The sequence below is a fragment of the Flintibacter sp. HCN-6482 genome, from assembly GCF_037892565.1.
GTDB lineage: Bacteria > Bacillota > Clostridia > Oscillospirales > Oscillospiraceae > Lawsonibacter > Lawsonibacter aceti.
Map to the genome: position 1 here is coordinate 118,301 of NZ_JBBKBK010000003.1, position 17,548 is coordinate 135,848.

The 17,548-nt window shown below is 56.7% G+C and carries 20 protein-coding genes; 13 read left to right on the forward strand and 7 right to left on the reverse strand.

The features are described 5' to 3' along the window. Window positions 1–2 precede the first annotated feature (2 nt). The 9 genes from WKS99_RS10165 (at window position 3) to rnhA (ending at window position 8,356) form a co-directional block, all read left to right on the forward strand. Complete coding sequence (locus WKS99_RS10165) at window positions 3–389, forward strand: hypothetical protein (RefSeq protein WP_340405895.1); 387 nt, start codon at window positions 3–5, stop codon at window positions 387–389. A gap of 21 nt (window positions 390–410) precedes the next feature. Then, entirely contained in the window at window positions 411–626 is a 216-nt protein-coding gene (locus WKS99_RS10170) for an RNA-binding S4 domain-containing protein (RefSeq protein WP_147572519.1), read from the forward strand. Further along, a complete protein-coding gene (recF, locus tag WKS99_RS10175; RefSeq protein WP_147572518.1) occupies window positions 623–1,735 on the forward strand; it encodes a DNA replication/repair protein RecF in 1,113 nt (370 codons plus the stop codon). The genes WKS99_RS10170 and recF overlap by 4 nt, the downstream gene beginning before the upstream one ends. Before the next feature lie 506 nt (window positions 1,736–2,241). Continuing rightward, window positions 2,242–2,505 (forward strand): extracellular matrix regulator RemB, encoded by a 264-nt coding sequence (remB, locus tag WKS99_RS10180; protein ID WP_147572516.1) that lies wholly within the window; start codon window positions 2,242–2,244, stop codon window positions 2,503–2,505. 103 nt (window positions 2,506–2,608) lie between these two features. After that, on the forward strand, window positions 2,609–4,564 hold the full coding sequence (gyrB, locus tag WKS99_RS10185; RefSeq protein ID WP_147572515.1) for a DNA topoisomerase (ATP-hydrolyzing) subunit B: 1,956 nt from the start codon (window positions 2,609–2,611) through the stop codon (window positions 4,562–4,564). A gap of 131 nt (window positions 4,565–4,695) precedes the next feature. After that, complete coding sequence (locus tag WKS99_RS10190; RefSeq protein WP_340405896.1) at window positions 4,696–4,848, forward strand: hypothetical protein; 153 nt, start codon at window positions 4,696–4,698, stop codon at window positions 4,846–4,848. Between the two features lie 26 nt (window positions 4,849–4,874). Beyond that, complete coding sequence (gene gyrA / locus WKS99_RS10195; protein ID WP_262669552.1) at window positions 4,875–7,385, forward strand: DNA gyrase subunit A; 2,511 nt, start codon at window positions 4,875–4,877, stop codon at window positions 7,383–7,385. Between the two features lie 112 nt (window positions 7,386–7,497). Next, the gene (locus WKS99_RS10200; protein WP_147572512.1) at window positions 7,498–7,881 is read left to right on the forward strand and encodes an SHOCT domain-containing protein; all 384 of its coding nucleotides are present in this window, start codon (window positions 7,498–7,500) and stop codon (window positions 7,879–7,881) included. 37 nt (window positions 7,882–7,918) lie between these two features. Continuing rightward, window positions 7,919–8,356, forward strand: coding sequence for a ribonuclease HI (gene rnhA / locus WKS99_RS10205; protein ID WP_147572511.1), 438 nt, complete (start codon window positions 7,919–7,921; stop codon window positions 8,354–8,356). A 65-nt stretch (window positions 8,357–8,421) separates the two neighbouring features. On the opposite strand, the gene WKS99_RS10210 is transcribed toward rnhA, so the two are convergent. From WKS99_RS10210 to WKS99_RS10220, 3 genes are read right to left on the reverse strand one after another with little or no spacing between them, the layout of a single operon-like run. Next, entirely contained in the window at window positions 8,422–8,616 is a 195-nt protein-coding gene (locus WKS99_RS10210; protein ID WP_147572510.1) for a hypothetical protein, read from the reverse strand. Window positions 8,617–8,641: 25 nt separating this feature from the next. Beyond that, window positions 8,642–8,851: a helix-turn-helix transcriptional regulator gene (locus WKS99_RS10215; protein ID WP_147572509.1), complete on the reverse strand. Its 210-nt coding sequence runs from the start codon at window positions 8,849–8,851 to the stop codon at window positions 8,642–8,644. 4 nt (window positions 8,852–8,855) lie between these two features. Next, window positions 8,856–9,170 carry a DUF6442 family protein gene (locus tag WKS99_RS10220; protein ID WP_186852952.1) on the reverse strand — a complete coding sequence of 105 codons (315 nt, stop codon included), beginning with the start codon at window positions 9,168–9,170 and terminating at the stop codon, window positions 8,856–8,858. A gap of 53 nt (window positions 9,171–9,223) precedes the next feature. Between WKS99_RS10220 and WKS99_RS10225 the strand changes: the two genes are divergently transcribed. From WKS99_RS10225 to WKS99_RS10235, 3 genes are all read left to right on the forward strand, one after another. Then, on the forward strand, window positions 9,224–9,442 hold the full coding sequence (locus WKS99_RS10225; protein ID WP_340405897.1) for a hypothetical protein: 219 nt from the start codon (window positions 9,224–9,226) through the stop codon (window positions 9,440–9,442). A gap of 191 nt (window positions 9,443–9,633) precedes the next feature. Next, window positions 9,634–10,443: an AAA family ATPase gene (locus tag WKS99_RS10230; RefSeq protein ID WP_147572506.1), complete on the forward strand. Its 810-nt coding sequence runs from the start codon at window positions 9,634–9,636 to the stop codon at window positions 10,441–10,443. Between the two features lie 3 nt (window positions 10,444–10,446). After that, window positions 10,447–11,643, forward strand: coding sequence for a vWA domain-containing protein (locus WKS99_RS10235; RefSeq protein ID WP_186852950.1), 1,197 nt, complete (start codon window positions 10,447–10,449; stop codon window positions 11,641–11,643). 39 nt (window positions 11,644–11,682) lie between these two features. Here the strand turns inward: WKS99_RS10235 and WKS99_RS10240 are convergent, their stop codons facing one another. The 3 genes from WKS99_RS10240 to rpsO all read right to left on the reverse strand — a co-directional run bounded on the left by WKS99_RS10240 (window position 11,683) and on the right by rpsO (window position 16,447). Continuing rightward, window positions 11,683–13,557, reverse strand: a complete 1,875-nt coding sequence (locus WKS99_RS10240; RefSeq protein ID WP_340405898.1) for an LTA synthase family protein — start codon at window positions 13,555–13,557, stop codon at window positions 11,683–11,685. Between the two features lie 207 nt (window positions 13,558–13,764). Further along, the gene (locus tag WKS99_RS10245; RefSeq protein ID WP_340405899.1) at window positions 13,765–15,915 is read right to left on the reverse strand and encodes a polyribonucleotide nucleotidyltransferase; all 2,151 of its coding nucleotides are present in this window, start codon (window positions 15,913–15,915) and stop codon (window positions 13,765–13,767) included. Window positions 15,916–16,180: 265 nt separating this feature from the next. Beyond that, a complete protein-coding gene (gene rpsO, locus WKS99_RS10250) occupies window positions 16,181–16,447 on the reverse strand; it encodes a 30S ribosomal protein S15 (RefSeq protein WP_008982127.1) in 267 nt (88 codons plus the stop codon). 377 nt (window positions 16,448–16,824) lie between these two features. On the opposite strand from rpsO, the gene WKS99_RS10255 reads away from it, so the two are divergent. Continuing rightward, complete coding sequence (locus WKS99_RS10255; protein WP_147572502.1) at window positions 16,825–16,977, forward strand: ribbon-helix-helix protein, CopG family; 153 nt, start codon at window positions 16,825–16,827, stop codon at window positions 16,975–16,977. A gap of 45 nt (window positions 16,978–17,022) precedes the next feature. Here WKS99_RS10255 and WKS99_RS10260 read toward each other — a convergent pair whose 3' ends face one another. Then, a complete protein-coding gene (locus WKS99_RS10260; RefSeq protein ID WP_147572501.1) occupies window positions 17,023–17,535 on the reverse strand; it encodes a macro domain-containing protein in 513 nt (170 codons plus the stop codon). Window positions 17,536–17,548: the final 13 nt, after the last annotated feature.

Below are 17,548 nucleotides of genomic sequence, written 5' to 3' on the forward strand. Positions count from 1 at the left end.
CCATGGAACAGAACGACCGATTGACGCTCTGGCAGAGGCATAAATCCTATTTCATCAATGTATTGGGATTTCTGGGATTTTTCCTTCTCATTTCATTCTGGATTCCCTTGGTGTTTTGGATATTTGGACACTATGTTGCCTGTATCCTTCTTATTTCAGCCAGCTACCTATGTAAAAAAGAGGGAAAGCAGGGCCTTGTGACAGGTATTACGGTCCTGGTCTGTATCGTAGCGATTGCTGGCTTTTTTCTGGTATATCAGACCTTGGGGCATGTTTATTCCAGAGAACATTGGAGCTTTTATCGATATGTAACAAGACACGCTGCTCTCCCCATCTTTTTGCTGCCTTGTATCGCTGCTGGAATTGCGGTATGGAAGCCAAAACAATAACCTTAGAAAGTTGAGGCCGCTATGGAATCTCATGAGGTCAAAATAAAAACTGAATTTATCAAGCTCCAGGATTTACTGAAGTTCGCCGGGGCGGTGGAGACCGGAGGCGACGCCAAGCTTATCATCCAGGAGGGACGGGTGACAGTCAACGGCGAGGTGTGCGAAATGCGGGGCAAAAAGCTCCGCCCCGGGGACCGGGCGGCCATCGACCACGCCCTTGAATTGGTGGTTACATGATCGTAAACGCCTTAGAGCTGGATTTTTTTCGAAATTATACCCATCTGGAGGCCTCCTTTGACCCGCGGGTCAACCTGATATATGGGGACAACGCCCAGGGAAAGACCAATCTGCTGGAGGCAGTCGCCTACCTCTCCGCCGCCCGGTCCCATCGGGCCCGCTATGACAGAGAGATGATCATGATGGGGATAGACTCCGCTTTTCTCAAAGGGGAGGTGGCCAGTCGGGACCGGGTGTTCACTTTGGAGGCCAAGCTGTTCCGGGGCCGAGGCAGACAGCTTTTTTCCAACGGCGTACGCCTTAAGACAGCCGGGGAGCTGGCCGGGATCCTGACCACGGTGCTGTTCTGCCCGGAGGACTTGTATCTTATCCGGGAGGGGAGCTCCGCCCGGCGCCGGTTTCTGGATGGGGCCATCTGCCAGCTCCGCCCCCGATACAGTCAGGCATTGGCAGAATATAACCGCCTTTATGACCACAAGACCCGCATTCTGCGAGACTGGCCGGAGAACCCATCTCTGCTTCAGACCCTGGATGACTTTAATCTGCGCCTAGCTCAGACCGGGGCCATCCTGATCCATTACCGGGCCCATTTTATCCGCCGGATGGAGAAACACGCCCCGGCCATCCACGCTGATTTTTCCGGCGGAAGGGAGCGGCTGGAACTATCCTATGAAACAGTGTCCACGGTAACTGACCCCATGGCACAGCCCAGAGAGATCCTTCCCCAGCTACTGGCCCACCAGGAGAGCCACCGTCAGGCGGAGCTGGACGCCCGCCAGTGCCTGTCCGGTCCCCATAAGGATGATTTGGTGGTATCCATCGGTGGGCAGCTGGCTAAAACCTACGCCTCCCAGGGCCAGACCAGAACAGCGGTCCTATCCCTGAAGCTGGCCCAGCGGGAGATCTTTCAGGAGGAGACAGGAGAATGGCCAGTCCTGCTGTTGGACGACGTGCTGTCTGAGCTGGACTCGAAACGGCAGGCCTTTGTTCTTAACCGTATCCGTGGCGGCCAGGTATTTATTACCTGCTGTGAGGAGGAAAAGCTGGAGGGGCTGGAGGGTGGTCGGGTGTTTCATATTCGAGACGGCTCTATTGTAACGAATATCTAAAACGGCGTATTTGCGCCGTCAAATCGAAGTCGCGGCGGCGGAAAATTTCCAGAGAGAAAATTTAATTTGTTCGGGGATTTTAATTTAAAAGGGCTCCGACAGGGCTTGATTCATAAAAAAGTTCATCATGTGCTGTATGGAGGAAGATACTGTGCTGCGGAATCTTATTTCGTATTGGCAGGAATTATCCAGCCCCTGGTTCGGCGGAGCTCTCTTTGGACATGGTGGACTGGTAGCCCTAGGACTGGTAGCTTGGCCGGCGGCGCTCTCCTATTCCCTTCAATTTTGGCTGTCTGTAAGGGGCCGAAAAAAAGGGAAGAAATTATCTCTATTGGTTAGCGGGGCTATTTTTTTGATTTGCTGGATTACATGGTATCTGCCCATAGGGGCAGATATGAGGGCAAAGCTGATTGTCATTCCGTCTATTGCATTTTTTTGGATGGTTGGCTGTGTATTTTATGAACTGCCAGCATTTTTGTGGTCAAGGAGAAAATAGGGAGTTTGTTATGTACTTGTATTTAGGCCAGTCCGTGGTACTTCCTCACCGGGAAATTTTGGCCATTTTCGATTTGGACAACGCCAGTTGGGCCTATAAGACCCGGGAATTTTTAGAGCGGGCAGAACGGGAGGGTCGGTCTGTCTGGCTTACCGATGACCTTCCCAGGTCCTTTATTTTAGCGGGGGACGGCAAGTCCCCTCCCACGGTCTATCTATCTTCTCTGTCCCCCTCTGCCCTGGTCAGCCGGGCAGAGCGAAATTCCTTTGAGTGATATTTTCTTTTTTTATTACGAAGAGTCAAGAGAGGAGAGGAAAGAGAGCGCCTCTTGCCCCTCCCGTCTTGACCCTTCCACCATATGAAACCGGAGGTAAATTATGTCTGAAGAACGAAACGAACTGAATGAGCTGAACACCACCCAGACCAACCACGAATATGGTGGCTCTGAGATCCAGGTGCTGGAGGGTCTGGAGGCGGTCCGCAAGCGCCCCGGTATGTATATCGGCTCTACCAGCGAGTCTGGCCTGCACCACCTGGTCTACGAGATTGTGGACAACTCCATTGACGAGGCTCTGGCGGGCTACTGCACGGATATCACAGTGACCATCAATCCTGGCAATACCATTACCGTCACTGACAACGGCCGGGGCATCCCGGTAGATATTCAGCCCCAGACCGGCCGGCCCGCCCTAGAGGTAGTCTTTACCATCCTCCACGCTGGCGGAAAATTCGGCGGCGGCGGGTATAAGGTGTCTGGCGGCCTCCATGGCGTGGGCGCTTCAGTGGTCAACGCTCTGTCCGAGTGGCTGGAGGTCCAGGTCCACAAGGACGGGCAGATCTATGAGATGAAGTTTTCCCGGGGTAAGATCACCCAGAGTATGAAGGTAGTGGGCAGGACTGATCACACCGGCACTACCGTCACCTTCAAGCCCGACCCGGAGATGTTTGACACCCTGGAGTATAACTATGAGACCCTGCACACCCGTATGCGGGAGGAGGCATTCCTCAACGCCGGCCTGCGCATCCAGACCGTGGACCTGCGGCCTGGCCAGGAGCAAGAGGACGACATGTGCTACGAGGGCGGCATTCGGGAGTTTGTTACCTTTCTGAATAAAAATAAGGACCCCCTTCACAACGACGTCATCTATATGTCTGGAGCCCGGGAGGACAGCATGGCCGAAGTGGCCATGCAGTATAACGACGGGTACAGCGAGGTGATGGTGTCCTTCGCCAACAACGTCCATACCCCTGAGGGCGGTATGCATGAGGAGGGCTTCCGCCGCGCTCTGACAAACGTGCTCAACGCCTACGGAAAGAAAATCAAGGTGCTGAAGGACGATGACAAGGTGTCCGGCGAGGACTGCCGGGAGGGCTTGACCGTGGTTATCTCCGTCAAGCTGACCGAGGCCCAGTTTGAGGGTCAGACCAAGGCAAAGCTGGGCAACAGCGAGATGCGTACTCTGGTCAACGCCATTGTCACCGAAAAGCTGGAGACCTATCTGGAGGAGAACCCCGCTGTGGGCCGGGCTATTCTGGATAAGGCCCTCACTGCCAATCGGGCCAGAGAGGCCGCCCGTAAGGCCAGAGAATCCATCCGCCGAAAGACCGCCCTGGGCGGGGCGGCCATGCCGGACAAGCTGCGGGACTGCAACGAGGCCAACCCGGAGCTCACCGAGATCTATATCGTCGAGGGCGACTCCGCCGGCGGCTCCGCCACCCAGGGCCGGGACAGCCGCTTCCAGGCGATCCTCCCTCTATGGGGCAAGATGCTCAATGTGGAGAAGGCCCGGGCGGACAAGGTATATGGTAACGACAAGCTCACCCCGGTAATCACCGCTCTGGGTGCCGGCATCGGAGAGGAGTTCGATTTGAGCAAGCTGCGCTACCACAAGGTTATCATTATGGCCGATGCCGACGTGGACGGCGCCCATATCCGCACCCTGCTGCTTACCTTCTTCTTCCGCTTCATGCGGCCCCTCATCGAGCACGGGTATGTCTACTCCGCCGTCCCTCCCCTGTACAAGCTGACACGGGGCAAGACCACCCGTGTGGCCTTCTCCGATGAGGAGCGGGATGCCATCTCTGCCGAGATGCGGGGGGGTAATCCCAATGTAAAGATTGATATCAGCCGCTTCAAGGGTTTGGGCGAGATGAACCCCCACGAGCTGTGGGAGACCACCATGGACCCGGAGAAGCGCACTCTGCGCCGCATCGAGCTGGACGATGCCGTTAAGGCCGACGAGACCTTTACTATTCTGATGGGTGAGAAGGTGGAGCCCCGGAAGGAGTTCATCGAGCGCAACGCCAGATATGCCGTCAATTTGGACTATTGATATGGAGCATATCATTTTGCTGGGAGCTCCCCTGCCCGGCACGGAGTCCGTCACACCGCCCAACGGCGCCTCCCTGGCGCTGGTCTTGTTCCTTACCTTTGCCGTACTCTAAGACCCTGCTGTGGGTTCGGATGAGGCGGCTTTGGCTGTGCCTGGTGTTTCTGCTGTGCGTCATCAACCTGTACCATCCCTATGAGACAGGATTTGCCCTGTTCTGCGCTCTGGCCTACCTGCTGGGTTCCCTGGCGGGTGTGGCCTGCGGCTGGCTCAGAAGGAGAAAATGAGCCTCTAACAAGGAGGAAATAAATTCATGAGCAAAAAACCACAATACGATCCCGAGGAGATTCGTTACCCGGACCAGCATATTGTTACCTCCCCCCTGGTACCGGAGATGGAACAGTCCTATATCGAATACGCCATGTCCGTCATCGTGGGACGGGCCCTGCCCGATGTCCGTGACGGCCTGAAGCCCGTCCACCGCCGCATCCTCTACGCCATGTATGAGGATAACTTGACGGCGGATAAACCCTTTAAGAAGTCCGCCACCTGCGTGGGCGATGTGCTGGGCCGGTACCACCCCCACGGTGACCAGTCCGTGTACGACGCCCTGGTCCGTCTGGCTCAGGACTTCTCCATGCGCTATATGCTGGTGGACGGCCACGGTAACTTCGGCTCCATCGACGGTGATCCCCCGGCTGCCTACCGTTACACCGAGGCCCGGATGTCCAAGCTGTCCGACGAAATGCTGAGGGATATTGAAAAGGACACGGTGGACTGGGACCCCAACTTTGACGAGAGCCGGAAGGAGCCCAAGGTGCTCCCCTCCCGCTTCCCCAACCTGCTGGTCAACGGTTCCTCCGGCATTGCCGTGGGCATGGCCACCAACATCCCTCCCCACAACCTGAAGGAGGTCATCGACGCCACCATTCGGGTGCTGGACGACCCGGAGTGTACCCTCTCCGATTTGATGGAGCACATCAAGGGCCCCGACTTCCCCACCCACGGCATCATCATGGGTCGGTCCGGCATTCGGGCGGCCTATGCCACCGGCCGGGGCCGGGTGGTGGTCCGGGCCCGCCATGAGTTTGAGGAGTTTGGCAAGGACCGCACCCGCATCATCATCACCGAGATCCCCTATCAGGTCAACAAGCGGATGCTGATCAAGAACATGGCCGATCAGGTGGAGGACAAGCGGCTGGAAGGCATCTCCGACATCCGGGACGAATCCGACCGGAACGGGATGCGTATTGTCATTGAACTAAAGCGGGATGCCAACCCCCAGGTGGTGCTCAACCGCCTGTTTGCCCAGACCCAACTCCAGACTACCTTTGCTATCAATATGCTGGCCCTGGTGGAGGTCAACGGCAAGCTCCAGCCCCGCATTCTCTCTCTGCGCCATATTTTGGACGAGTACATCTCCTATCAGGAGCAGGTCATTATCCGCCGCACCCGCTTCGACCTGAAAAAAGCCCAGGAGCGGGCCCATCTGCTGGAGGGCCTGCTGGTGGCCCAGGATAACATTGACGAGGTCATCCAGATCATCCGCTCCCGCTATGACGACGCCAAAGAAGCCTTGATGACCCGATTCTCCCTGGACGATGTTCAGGCCCAGGCCATTTTGGATATGCGGCTGAAGGCCCTGCAGGGTTTGGACCGGGAGAAGCTTCAAAACGAATATGAGGAGCTTGAGAAGCGCATCGACTACTTCAACCGCCTGCTGGCCAGCGAGGAGATGCTCCGGGGCGTGCTCAAGGACGAGCTGACCGCCATCCGGGACAAGTACGGAGACGAGCGGTACACTGAGATCCAGGATGTAGAGGACGAGATCGACATTGAGGACCTGATCGAGGAGGAGCAGTGTGTCTTTACCCTGACCCAGGCGGGCTATATCAAGCGCACCCCGGTCAGCGAGTACGCCGCCCAGTCCAAGGGCGGAATGGGAAAGAAGGGGATCACCACACGGGAGGAGGACTATGTGGTGGATGTGTTTACCGCCTCCACCCATGACTATATCCTGTTCTTTACCGACACGGGCAAGGTCTACCGAAAGAAGGGTTACCAGATTCCAGAGAGCGGCAAGACCGCCAAGGGGACCAATATCGTCAATATCCTCCAGGTGGAGCAGGGAGAGCGGATTCAGACCATGGTCCACTTCCGGGACTTCACCGAGGACGAGGTATACCTGTTTATGGTCACCCGGAACGGCACAGTAAAGCGTCTGGCTGCCTCCGCGCTGAAAAATATTCGGGCCAGTGGCATCCGGGCCCTCCGGCTGGACGAGGGGGATGAGTTGATCTCCGTCCGAGAGACCGACGGGAAGCAGAATATCCTCATCGCCACCCATGACGGTATGGCTGTGTGCTTTGACGAGAACGACGTTCGGGCTATGGGCAGGGACGCTGTGGGCGTCCGGGGTATCCGCCTTCGGGATGGGGACTATGTGGTAGGGGCCGCCCGTGCTGCCGAGGGCAAGTGCCTTCTATCCATTACAGAAAAGGGCTATGGCAAGCGGACCCCGGTGGAGGAGTACCGGATCACGAACCGAGGCGGCATCGGCATCAAAAATTATATGGTTACCGAAAAGACCGGGCCTGTGGTGGGCGTCAAGGTAGTGGACGGCTCAGAGGACCTGCTGCTGGTCACCCAGAGCGGCATCCTGATCCGTACTCATGTGGATGCCATCCGCACCGCCGGCCGGGCTACCCAGGGCGTCATCGTCATGCGCTTCAAGGAGGAGGGGGATCAGGTCATCTCCCTGGCCCTCACCGAGCGGGAGGAGCAGGCGGACGAGAATGAGCAGTCCCCCGTCAATCAGGAGTAAAAGCTCCAGTCGTAAGGAGGCCGCAAACCGACAGGAGAGGATGAACTTTCCAGTGGGCTATAACAGCCTTTATCGTCTGGAAAGGATCCGCGGGACAGGAGGCTAAGGAAACATGAGAAAACGGGTAACTTACCGCCCGGGCAAGGCACAGGGAGCCTTTGGAACGATATGGGGAGGCATCTTCGTCCTGATCGGGCTGTTTGTGGTAATCCCCACCTTTGGACCGTTTGGAATAATATGGACGCTGGGCGCTTTGGGAATCACTGTGATAAACGCCCTTCACGCGTTTGGAAAAAAGTATGTGGGCCCCGAGATCCGCATTGAAGAGGACAAAGAAGGAGAACCCGTTCCCTCTGACGAGTCCCACGACCATATCCAGTCCACCGCCCTGAACGCTAGGGAGCGGCTGGAGCAGCTCAAGACCTTGCGGGAGGCCGGGCTCATCACCCAGCAGGAGTACGACCAGAAGCGCCGGGAGATCGTGGAGGAGCTATAAAAGCCTTCCCACAGGGGAAGGCAGCGATAGGAGAACTATGAAAACTGTTACCATCTACACGGACGGAGCCTGCTCCGGCAATCCAGGACCGGGGGGCTGGGGGGCAATCCTGATGTACGGCCCCCACAAAAAGGAGATGTCCGGGGGCGAGGCCCATACCACCAATAACCGTATGGAGCTCACTGGGGTTATCACTGCCTTGGAGGCTCTCAAGGAACCCTGTGTTGTGGAGCTGTGGTCTGACTCTAAATACGTTATCGATGGCCTGGACAAAGGCTGGGCTAAAGGCTGGCGGGCCCGGGGCTGGATAAAGAGTGACAAAAAGCCCGCCTTGAATCCAGACCTCTGGGGCCGCCTGCTGGATCTGTGCGACTACCACACCGTCCACCTCCATTGGGTCAAGGGACATGCGGAAAATCAATATAACAACCGCTGTGATGAAATGGCGGTAGCGGAAAGTCAAAAGTACAGGTAAGGAAGGCTCCTTGGTAAAAAACGATCAGACAAGTGATGGAAGCACCAATAAAAAGAGACGTCTGTTTATCCAGACGTCTCTTTTTTGTCGATTTGCTCCGGTTTGTCAGAATACTGGTCCGGATGGCAAAGAAAACGATTTCCACAGGTGGCGCATCCCCGGCCGCACCCCCGCTTTTTTCCATAGTCATTGTACAACAGGACCGCGATGGGGATACCAATGACCCCGATGGAAAACAGGGCTACAGCAAAATATTCCATAGAAGTCGCACCCTCCTCAAAGCCGTCAGTCAAAATAAAAAAGGTCCTCAAATTTTTTGTCTAAGGCGATGCTCAGGACCAGAGCCAGCTTGGCCGTAGGGTTGAACTGCCCCGTTTCGATAGAGCTAATGGTCTGGCGGGATACACCCACCAGCTTGGCCAGTTCTCCCTGGGACAGATTTTTTTCCGCACGGGCTATCTTCAGCCGGTTCTTTAAGATCAGCTGGTCATCCATTTTATCACCGCCCCTGTGTAAAATATCTTACCAGACAGAATACCAGAAATGCAAGAGAAATAAGCCCAGTGATGATATCAGAAATGTTTTTTCGCTTGGTCAGCCGGTACACTCGGCTGCCCACACAACTGGCCCAAAACATGGCTAACACCTGGCTGCTAGGCAGGTCGTGGAGCCGATTATAGATGAGAATGACCAGCCCAACCAGAAAGACGAAAATCAGAGAGAAGGACTCCCCTTCCACTTGGACGGTGCGTTCCATCTCATCTTGGCGCATATTTTCCTTCCTGCTTTTTTCTAAAATTTTCTCTTTGTCCATAACAGTTCCTCCATCTCCCCTGTGGGACGTTTTCTGATTTGAGGCCCCGGCTTATGGAGAAAGCATATCACATAGAAATTTTTGTGTCAAGTATACTTATCAAAAAAATAATAAAACTTGTCAAAATGGAGTGGGGTCATCCTCTACTGGTTAGGGAGATCGACAACTTACAGAGGCAGCCGGTATTCCTAAGAGGATATCTGTCCCGGATTGCCCTTACAGCCCTAGAGAGGGAACGCGGCACCATTTGCAAGGTCAGAGCAGCAGAATAAAAATTTCTCCACAGGGGGAATTTATTTTAATTTCTGACCATTTTTTTGGCAAGAAATAGGTGCAGTTTTGGGGAGGTCAGGTGATTCTAGGTAATTTCAGGGAAAGGGGTTGCTTTTCTCTGCAAAAGACTATAAAATTCGGAGCATAGACTACACAGGCCCGAATCCCCGGGCCGGGAAGGATATTTGGAATGAAGGAATTTAGAGGAAGTCAGAATTATGTGGCCTCGGAGGAGCTGCTCCGGGCGGCCAATATCGCCATGGTGCTCCAGAAGCCCCTGCTCATTAAGGGGGAGCCAGGTACCGGAAAAACTATGTTGGCCGAGGCCATCTCCCAGGCGCTGGGGAAAAAGCTCATCATCTGGAACATCAAGTCCACCACCAAGGCCCAGGACGGCCTGTATGTCTACGACGTAGTCCAGCGGCTCTACGACAGCCAGTTTGGTGGACAGGGCGTGGACGATATCGAGAAGTATGTCAAGCTGGGCAAGCTGGGCGAGGCGTTTACTGACGAGGAACAGGTCATCCTCCTCATCGACGAGATCGACAAGGCGGACCTGGAGTTCCCCAATGACCTGCTGTGGGAGCTGGACCGGATGGAGTTTTATATCCCGGAGACAGGGCGAACGGTCAAGGCCAATCACCGGCCGGTGGTTATTATCACCTCCAACGCGGAGAAGGAGCTGCCCGACGCCTTTCTGCGCCGGTGTGTGTTCCACTATATCGAGTTCCCCGACAAGGAGCTGATGGCAGATATCGTCCGGGTCCACTTCCCGGACATCGACAACAAGCTGCTTACCCAGGTGTTGGAGGCATTTTACAAGATCCGCTCCCTGCCCACCATTAAGAAGAAGCCCTCCACCAGTGAGATTATCGACTGGATTCAGGCCCTTCAGCACGGCGGCGTCAATGTGGATAAAATCGTCAAGGAGGTCCCCTATCTGGGGGTGCTGCTGAAGAAAAACGAGGACATCGATACGCTTCGGCGGCAGTGGCGGTGAGCCATGTTTGAGGATTTTCTGTATCTCCTGCGGAAGAACGGCCTAAAGGTGTCCCTCACTGAGTGGATGGCCCTGGTGGAAGCCATGGACAAGGGGCTCCACAGCTCCAGTTTCACGGGCTTTTACCACCTGTGCCGCTGTCTTCTGGTGAAAAGCGAGGCGGACTTTGACACCTTCGACCGCTGCTTTCTGGAGTATTTTAAGGACGTGCCCTTCCAGCAGGAGGTGTCTCAGGAGCTGCTGGATTGGCTGAACAGGCCCGAGGTGTTGTCCGACTACGCCAGCTGGGATGAGGAACAGGCGCTGAAAAACCTGGGCTTCTCCGAGGAGGAGATCGAGCGGATGCTGAAGGAGCGTATGGAGGAGCAGACCGAGGAGCACAACGGGGGGCGTTACTGGGTAGGAACCCACGGGATGTCCACCTTTGGAAACTCTGGACTGTCCCCCAAGGGCATTCGAGTAGGGGGCCAGAGCATGTACCGACGGGCCTTCCGGGTGGCCGGGGAGCGGAAGTTTCGGGATTTCCGCCGGGATAACACCCTGGATACCCGGCAGTTCCAGGTGGCCCTACGGAAGCTGCGGCAATTCTCCGGACTGGTGGACCTCCCCCCCACGGAGTTCGACGTGGACAACACCATCAAAGACACCGCCGACAATGGCGGCGTGCTGAAGGTGCGATACAAGCGGCCCAGGGAAAACACGGTGAAGGTGCTTCTTTTGATGGACTCCGGGGGGTCTATGGACTATTACAGTCAGCTCTGTTCAGCTCTGTTTCAGGCGGTGTCCAAGTCGGGCCATTTCAAGGATCTGAAGGTGTACTATTTTCACAACTGCGTCTATTCTCGACTGTATCAGGACCCCATGCTCATGAGCCGAAACTCAGTGCAGACAGATTGGGTGCTGTCCAATATCCCCAGCGACTATAAGCTGATCCTGGTGGGGGATGCCCAGATGGCGCCCCATGAGCTGCTGGGCGGCTACTACGGCGGCAGTCGGGAGGACGGGCCCAAGTGTGGCATGGACTGGCTGCGGCTGCTGAAGGGACGCTTTGGCCATACGGTATGGCTTAATCCCAGTGAGCGGCCGGGGTGGGGCCAGTACTGGTGCCAGACTTATGATGCCATTTCCCAGGAGTTCCCCATGTTCCCCTTGACAGTGGACGGCCTGGAGGAGGCCATGAAGAAACTCCTTGTTCGGTAATCAAAAAGGCCCCCGCCTGATATCAGGCGGGGGCCTTGTCTATTCAACGGGGAGGAGCTGGTTCTCTCTGAAATATTCGGCGGACAGGAACTGGTCCAGCAAAGCCTGATCCTCAGGCGCTAGTGTATCAGTGAGCTGGCCGTCCACCAGATAGAGCCCCTGGGTGTGGACCAGGGGGGTGACGGCCCGGACCTGCCTGGATAGCTCCATAAAGCCGGGGCCAGTCCAGCCGCACTGGTCAAAGAGCTCTGTCATCAGGAAGCAGGGGGAGAAGTCTCCCCCGTCCCCCACAAAGTCCCGGCCCAGGGTCTCCTTGGCGGCGGAGTTGGCCCAAATCACATAGGGGGTGGCGTAGTAGTCATAGAAGCCGTCCAGGGTGGACAAATCAAAGGTGGCCCCCATCTCAATATAGGCGGAGTTGCCGTTGCCGCCCCAGGGCTTGTGGTCGCCGAACAGGACCAGCACCACCGGCTCCTCCATCTCCTCCAGCCCCTGGACCAGAGTGGTGAGGGCCTGAAGGGTCTCGGCCACGCCGTTGAGATAATTGTTCCAAATATTACAGCTCTCCTGACTTAGACCGGAGCCCTCTGGGGTGAGGTGCCGGGGCCCGGAGGGCAGCTCGGTGCTGTATGGGCCGTGGTTCTGGTAGGATACAGAGAAGGAGAAGCAGGGGCCGCTCTGGACGCGCTCCTTCATCTGGGCCAGCAGCTCCTGGACCAACAGGGGGTCGGAGTGCCACTGGGCGAATACCGGGTCCACCAGCTCCCCATAGTGGTTTTCTGTGAACCAGTATTCCTCAAAGCCCAGGTACTGGTTCACGTTCTGGCGGTTGTAAAACCAGCCGAAGCCGGGGTGGCTGCCAAAGGTCTGATAGCCCTGGTCCTTCAAATACCACACATAGGAGTCGGTGTCCTTCCAAAACTCATCATGGGTGGAGTAGCCGGTGAGGAAGGCCCACTCGCTGTCCACCGTGCCCCCGGCAAAGATGTTGGTCAGCAGGTCGCCGAAGATGGACTGGGCCTCCAGCTGGTGCCAGGGGGCGTAGACCTGGGCCACCCCCTCCTGCCCGGCCAGGGCGTCGAAGTCGGTGAGGTCACAGAAGGCCTCCAGCATGATTCCCATGACCGATACCTTCTGACCCTCCGGGATGCTCTGGTCCTCGTACTGCTGAAGCAGGCTGTCGGCCTCCTCTTTGTCGTAGTTTTCCGGTGGGGTGGGAAGCATATCCCGGAAGGAGTGGAGAAAGGGGTACAGTCCACCCTTGGACAGATAGACCTCCACATCGGACCAGGCGTAGCGGATGGCCTGGGTGGGAGTCTGGTCATAGACAGTGGGGTTGAGGTAGAGGGACACAAAGGCGACGCCAATCAAGGCCAGACAGGACAAGGCGCCGAAGGTCCGCTCCCGCCAGCCCCGAATGCCATGGGGCATAAGGAAGATGGTAAAGATCAGCCCGGCCACAAAGCAGAACAGGGCAAACCACACCAGCCAGGTCAGGTCCAGTGTGTAGTTGCCCACGATACCCCCGGCCTCTGCCGCCAACAGCAAGTCAGAGGCCAGCAGGGGGTCTGACCGGAGCCGGATCTTGAAGTAGTTGGCCAGAGCGATGGCCAAAACGGGCAGAAAAGTACAGATAAAGGCGGCCCAGCTCCGGCGGAACAAGAAGTAGAACAGCCAGATCAGCAGGACAGGAGGCAGAAGATTCAAGAACATGAGCAAGGGGCTGGAAAGATAGGCGCCCAGCAGATGCCAGGAGTTCAGACTGACATAGGCGGTAGCGGAAAAAAACAGGGAAAGGCCGCCGACGCAGCACCCCATTCCCGTCAGGGCCAGGGCCAGCCAGATGGTGTGAGCCCGGCCGCAGTGCTCCTGGGAGCCGTCGGGCAGTCGCATGATGGTAAGCAGCGTTTTCATTGGGAGGCACCTCTTACTATGGGGAGAAAAGGCCGGGTGGGAGAGAACGGCCGTGATTTTGGTCCCCAAATGACACTCCGTGTGGGAATTGTTGATATTATAGCACATATTTTGGAAAAGTAAAAGAAAACTCCCTCTGTGCTTTTAGGGAAAAGCAACGAGGTGGACAGCAAAGCTGTCCACCTCGTTTAAATGGTAAGAACAGATTTATTTGATGGGCTCGCCGGATTCTTTTCTGGCACGGATCTCACGCAGGGCGTCCTTATAGGACAGGTTGACCCGGCCCTTGTCGTCAATTTCAGTGACCTTGACCCAGATCATATCGCCGATGTTGACCACGTCTTCCACCTTGTCCACCCGGTGCTCGGCCAGCTTGGAGATGTGGACCATGCCGTCCTTGCCAGGAGCCAGCTCCACAAAGGCGCCGAACTGGAGGATGCGGACCACCTTGCCGTAGTACAACTCACCCACCTGGGGGACAAAGACGATGGTCTCGATCATCTTCTTGGCGGCGTCGCAGGCCTCGGCGTTGGGGGAGGCGATGTGGATGGTGCCGTCATCCTCAATGTCGATTTGGGCGCCAGACTCGGCGGTGATCTTCTGGATGACGGAGCCGCCCTTGCCGATGACCTCACGGATCTTGTCGGGATCGATCTTGACGGTGATCATCTTGGGGGCGTACTTGCTCACCTCGGCCCGGGGGGCGGAGATGCAGGGCAGCATGATCTCGTCCAGGATGGCGAACCGGGCGTCACGGGTGATGTCCAGTGCCTCCTTAATGATCTCATGGGTCAGACCGTCGTTCTTCAGGTCCATCTGGATGGCGGTGATGCCGGCCTTTGTACCGGCCACCTTAAAGTCCATCTCGCCGTGGAAGTCCTCTACGCCCTGGATGTCGATGAAGGTAGTAAAGCCGTCGTTGTCGTCCTGGATCAGACCGCAGGAGATGCCGGCCACAGGGGCCTTGATGGGTACGCCGGCGTCCATCAGAGCCAGAGTGGAGCCGCAGATGGAGCCCTGGGAGGTGGAGCCGTTGGAGGACAGCACCTCGGACACTACACGGATGGCGTAGGGGAACTCCTCCACAGAGGGGAGCACAGGCACCAGGGCCCGCTCGGCCAAGGCGCCGTGGCCGTACTCCCGGCGGTTGGTGGAGCGGGGGGCACGGGCCTCGCCCACGGAGTAGGGGGGGAAGTTGTAGTGGTGCATATACCGCTTCTCTTCCTCTTCCCAGATGGTGTCCAGCTTCTGGCTGGCGGCCAGGGTGTTCAGGGTACACACGGACAGCACCTGGGTCTGGCCCCGGGTAAACAGGCCGGAGCCGTGGACCCGGGGCAGGACGCCCACCTCGGCGGCCAGGGGACGGATTTCGTTTTTGGCGCGGCCGTCCACACGGTGGCCCTCCAGCAGCCAGGCCTTGACGATCTTCTTCTGGAACTTATAGGTGAACTCTTCCAGATACTGGTCCATATCCGGATACTCCTCCAGATACTTCTCGTGCCACTTGTCGATCATGGCGTTCCAGCGGGTCTCCCGGACATTCTTGTCGTCGGTGTCCATGGCCTCCTTGGCCTCGTCCATGAACTCGTCCACGATCTTGTCGAACAGCTCCTGGTTGAACTGGGCGTGGTCATACTCCATCTTGGGCTTGCCGATCTCGGAGACGATCTGGTCAATAAAGTCGATCTGCTTGCGGATCTCCTCGTGGGCCTTCACGATGCCGGCGTACATGATCTCGTCGGGGATCTCGTCGGCGCCGGCCTCGATCATGACCACCTTTTCCCGTGTGGCGGCCACAGTGACGTCCATGCGGCTGGTCTTGCGCTGCTCCTGATTGGGGTTCAGGACAATCTGGCCGTCACAGTAGCCCACCTCCAGACAGCCGATGGGGCCGGCGAAGGGGATCTCAGAATAGCTGACGCAGGCGGAGGCGCCGATCATGGCGGCCACCTCGGGGGAGCAGTCGTAGTCCACACTCATGACAGTGCACTGAATGCACACGTCGTTGCGGAAGTCATAGGGGAACAGGGGACGCATAGGCCGGTCGATCAGGCGGCTGGCCAGCACGGCGGGCAGAGAGGGGCGGCCCTCCCGGCGCATAAAGCTGCCGGGGATGCGGCCCACGGCGTATAGCTTTTCCTCAAACTCCACGGACAGGGGGAAGAAGTCGATGCCGTCCCGGGGACGGGGGGACACCGTGACCGCCACATGGACCGTGGTGTCACCGTACTTGACCCAGGCGGCGGCGGAGGCCAGCTCGGTGGTCTTACCCACTTCAATGGTCAGAGGCCGGCCGCACAAGTCCATGGTCCAGGTCCTGTACTTGGGGAACTGTTTGTGCTTGATGATAGTTGACATCTCGGATTCTCCTTTGTTTCAAATTTTTCCGAACGTCCAACAACTCTTTAGCACTTGAATACAGGCCGAAACGGATAGGATCGAGCCAGAAAGTTCCTTTCCTGGGTTCTCGCCTTCGCCCCGGTCTAAGCACCCCTGCTGGGAAATTCGGCGCTTCGGCTCATATTCAACTGCTAAAAAAGTGCGGGAAATTCGGAGTTTTCGTTTGGTTTTATATGCGAACATAGGGCAGCACGCGGAACGCGCTGCCCTATGCGGCATAAACTTATTTTCTAATGCCCAGCTTGGCGATAATAGCGCGGTACCGCTCGATGTCCTTGGCCATCAGGTAGTCCAGCATCTTGCGGCGCTTACCGACCATTTTCAGCAGACCGCGGCGGGAGTGGTTATCCTGCTTGTGGACCTTCAGGTGCTCGGTCAACTCGTTGATGCGGGCGGTTAGAATGGCGATCTGGACCTCGGGGGAGCCGGTGTCAGTGGGATGGGTGCGGTTGGCCTCAATAACGGCCGTCTTTTCGTCCTTGCGAATCATGAAATTTCCACCTTTCTTAATTGCGGCATACTACTTTCCCGTCTAACGGTAAAGCCGCTTGTTGTTTTACCCTAAGGGCTGGGTAGCGGGCGGGCAGAACCCCGCGCACCTGCGCAGGCCATATCCCGGAACCAAGCCAGTGGGCATACCGACGCATTCTCATGCTGGGTTAATATATCACAATTTTCCCCCTATGTAAAGAAAAAAGTCCCGTATTCCAAGGAAATTTTTTATCTTTTCCCAGATCCGCAAGATGTAGTGGTCCTGCTGCCCGCCAGAGGCGAAGAGTTGAAGCGTAAAAATAATGCGAAATAATACAAAGTCATGCGACCGACGGAGCCTCCATTTCGGTATGATAGAAAAAAGGAGGTGATCCTGTGGCCAAGTCAGACGCTCAGATCAGCCTACGGCTGTCCAAAAAGCTCAAGGGGGAGTTAACGGCCCAGGCCAAGCGGGAACGGCGCAGCGTCACCGCTCTGATCCTTCGGGTGATGGAGGAGTATCTGAAGAACAGAGAAAGCGAAAAATAGCCTAAAAACAGCGGAAGGACCAATTTATTGGCCCTTCCGCTGTCTTTAGTTCTCTGGACAGAGCTGGCGCAGCACAGCCTGAGCTTGGGCCAGTATCTGGGGGGTGTAGAGGACCAGGGACACATCTAACTCTGGATGTTTGGCTTCAAATTTCAGGATCGCTTTTTCTGCTACTGTGAGGGCCTCCATTCTGGGTAGATGAAAGGCTCCGGAAAAGACCAGGGGGAAGGCCAGAGTTCTGCACCGGCACATCAGGGCTTGCTGCATGGCGTGGCGGTAGCAAGCCTCCATCAGCCGCTTTCCAGTTCGCAGGTCCCCCATCCACTCACCCAGGGCCACATGGATGATATACTTACAGGGAAGGCCGAAGGACGGGGTGACTACTGCCGTACCCACAGGACAGCGGCGCAGTTTTTTGCAGGCGGCAGTAAGGGCCCTGGTATCAGCGGCGGCAAAGATGGCATCGCAGATGCCGGGAGACCGACGCAGATCGGGGGAGGCGGCATTGACGATGGCATCTGTCTCTATTTTGGTAATATCACCAGTGAGTAGTTTCATAGGGTAAGACCTC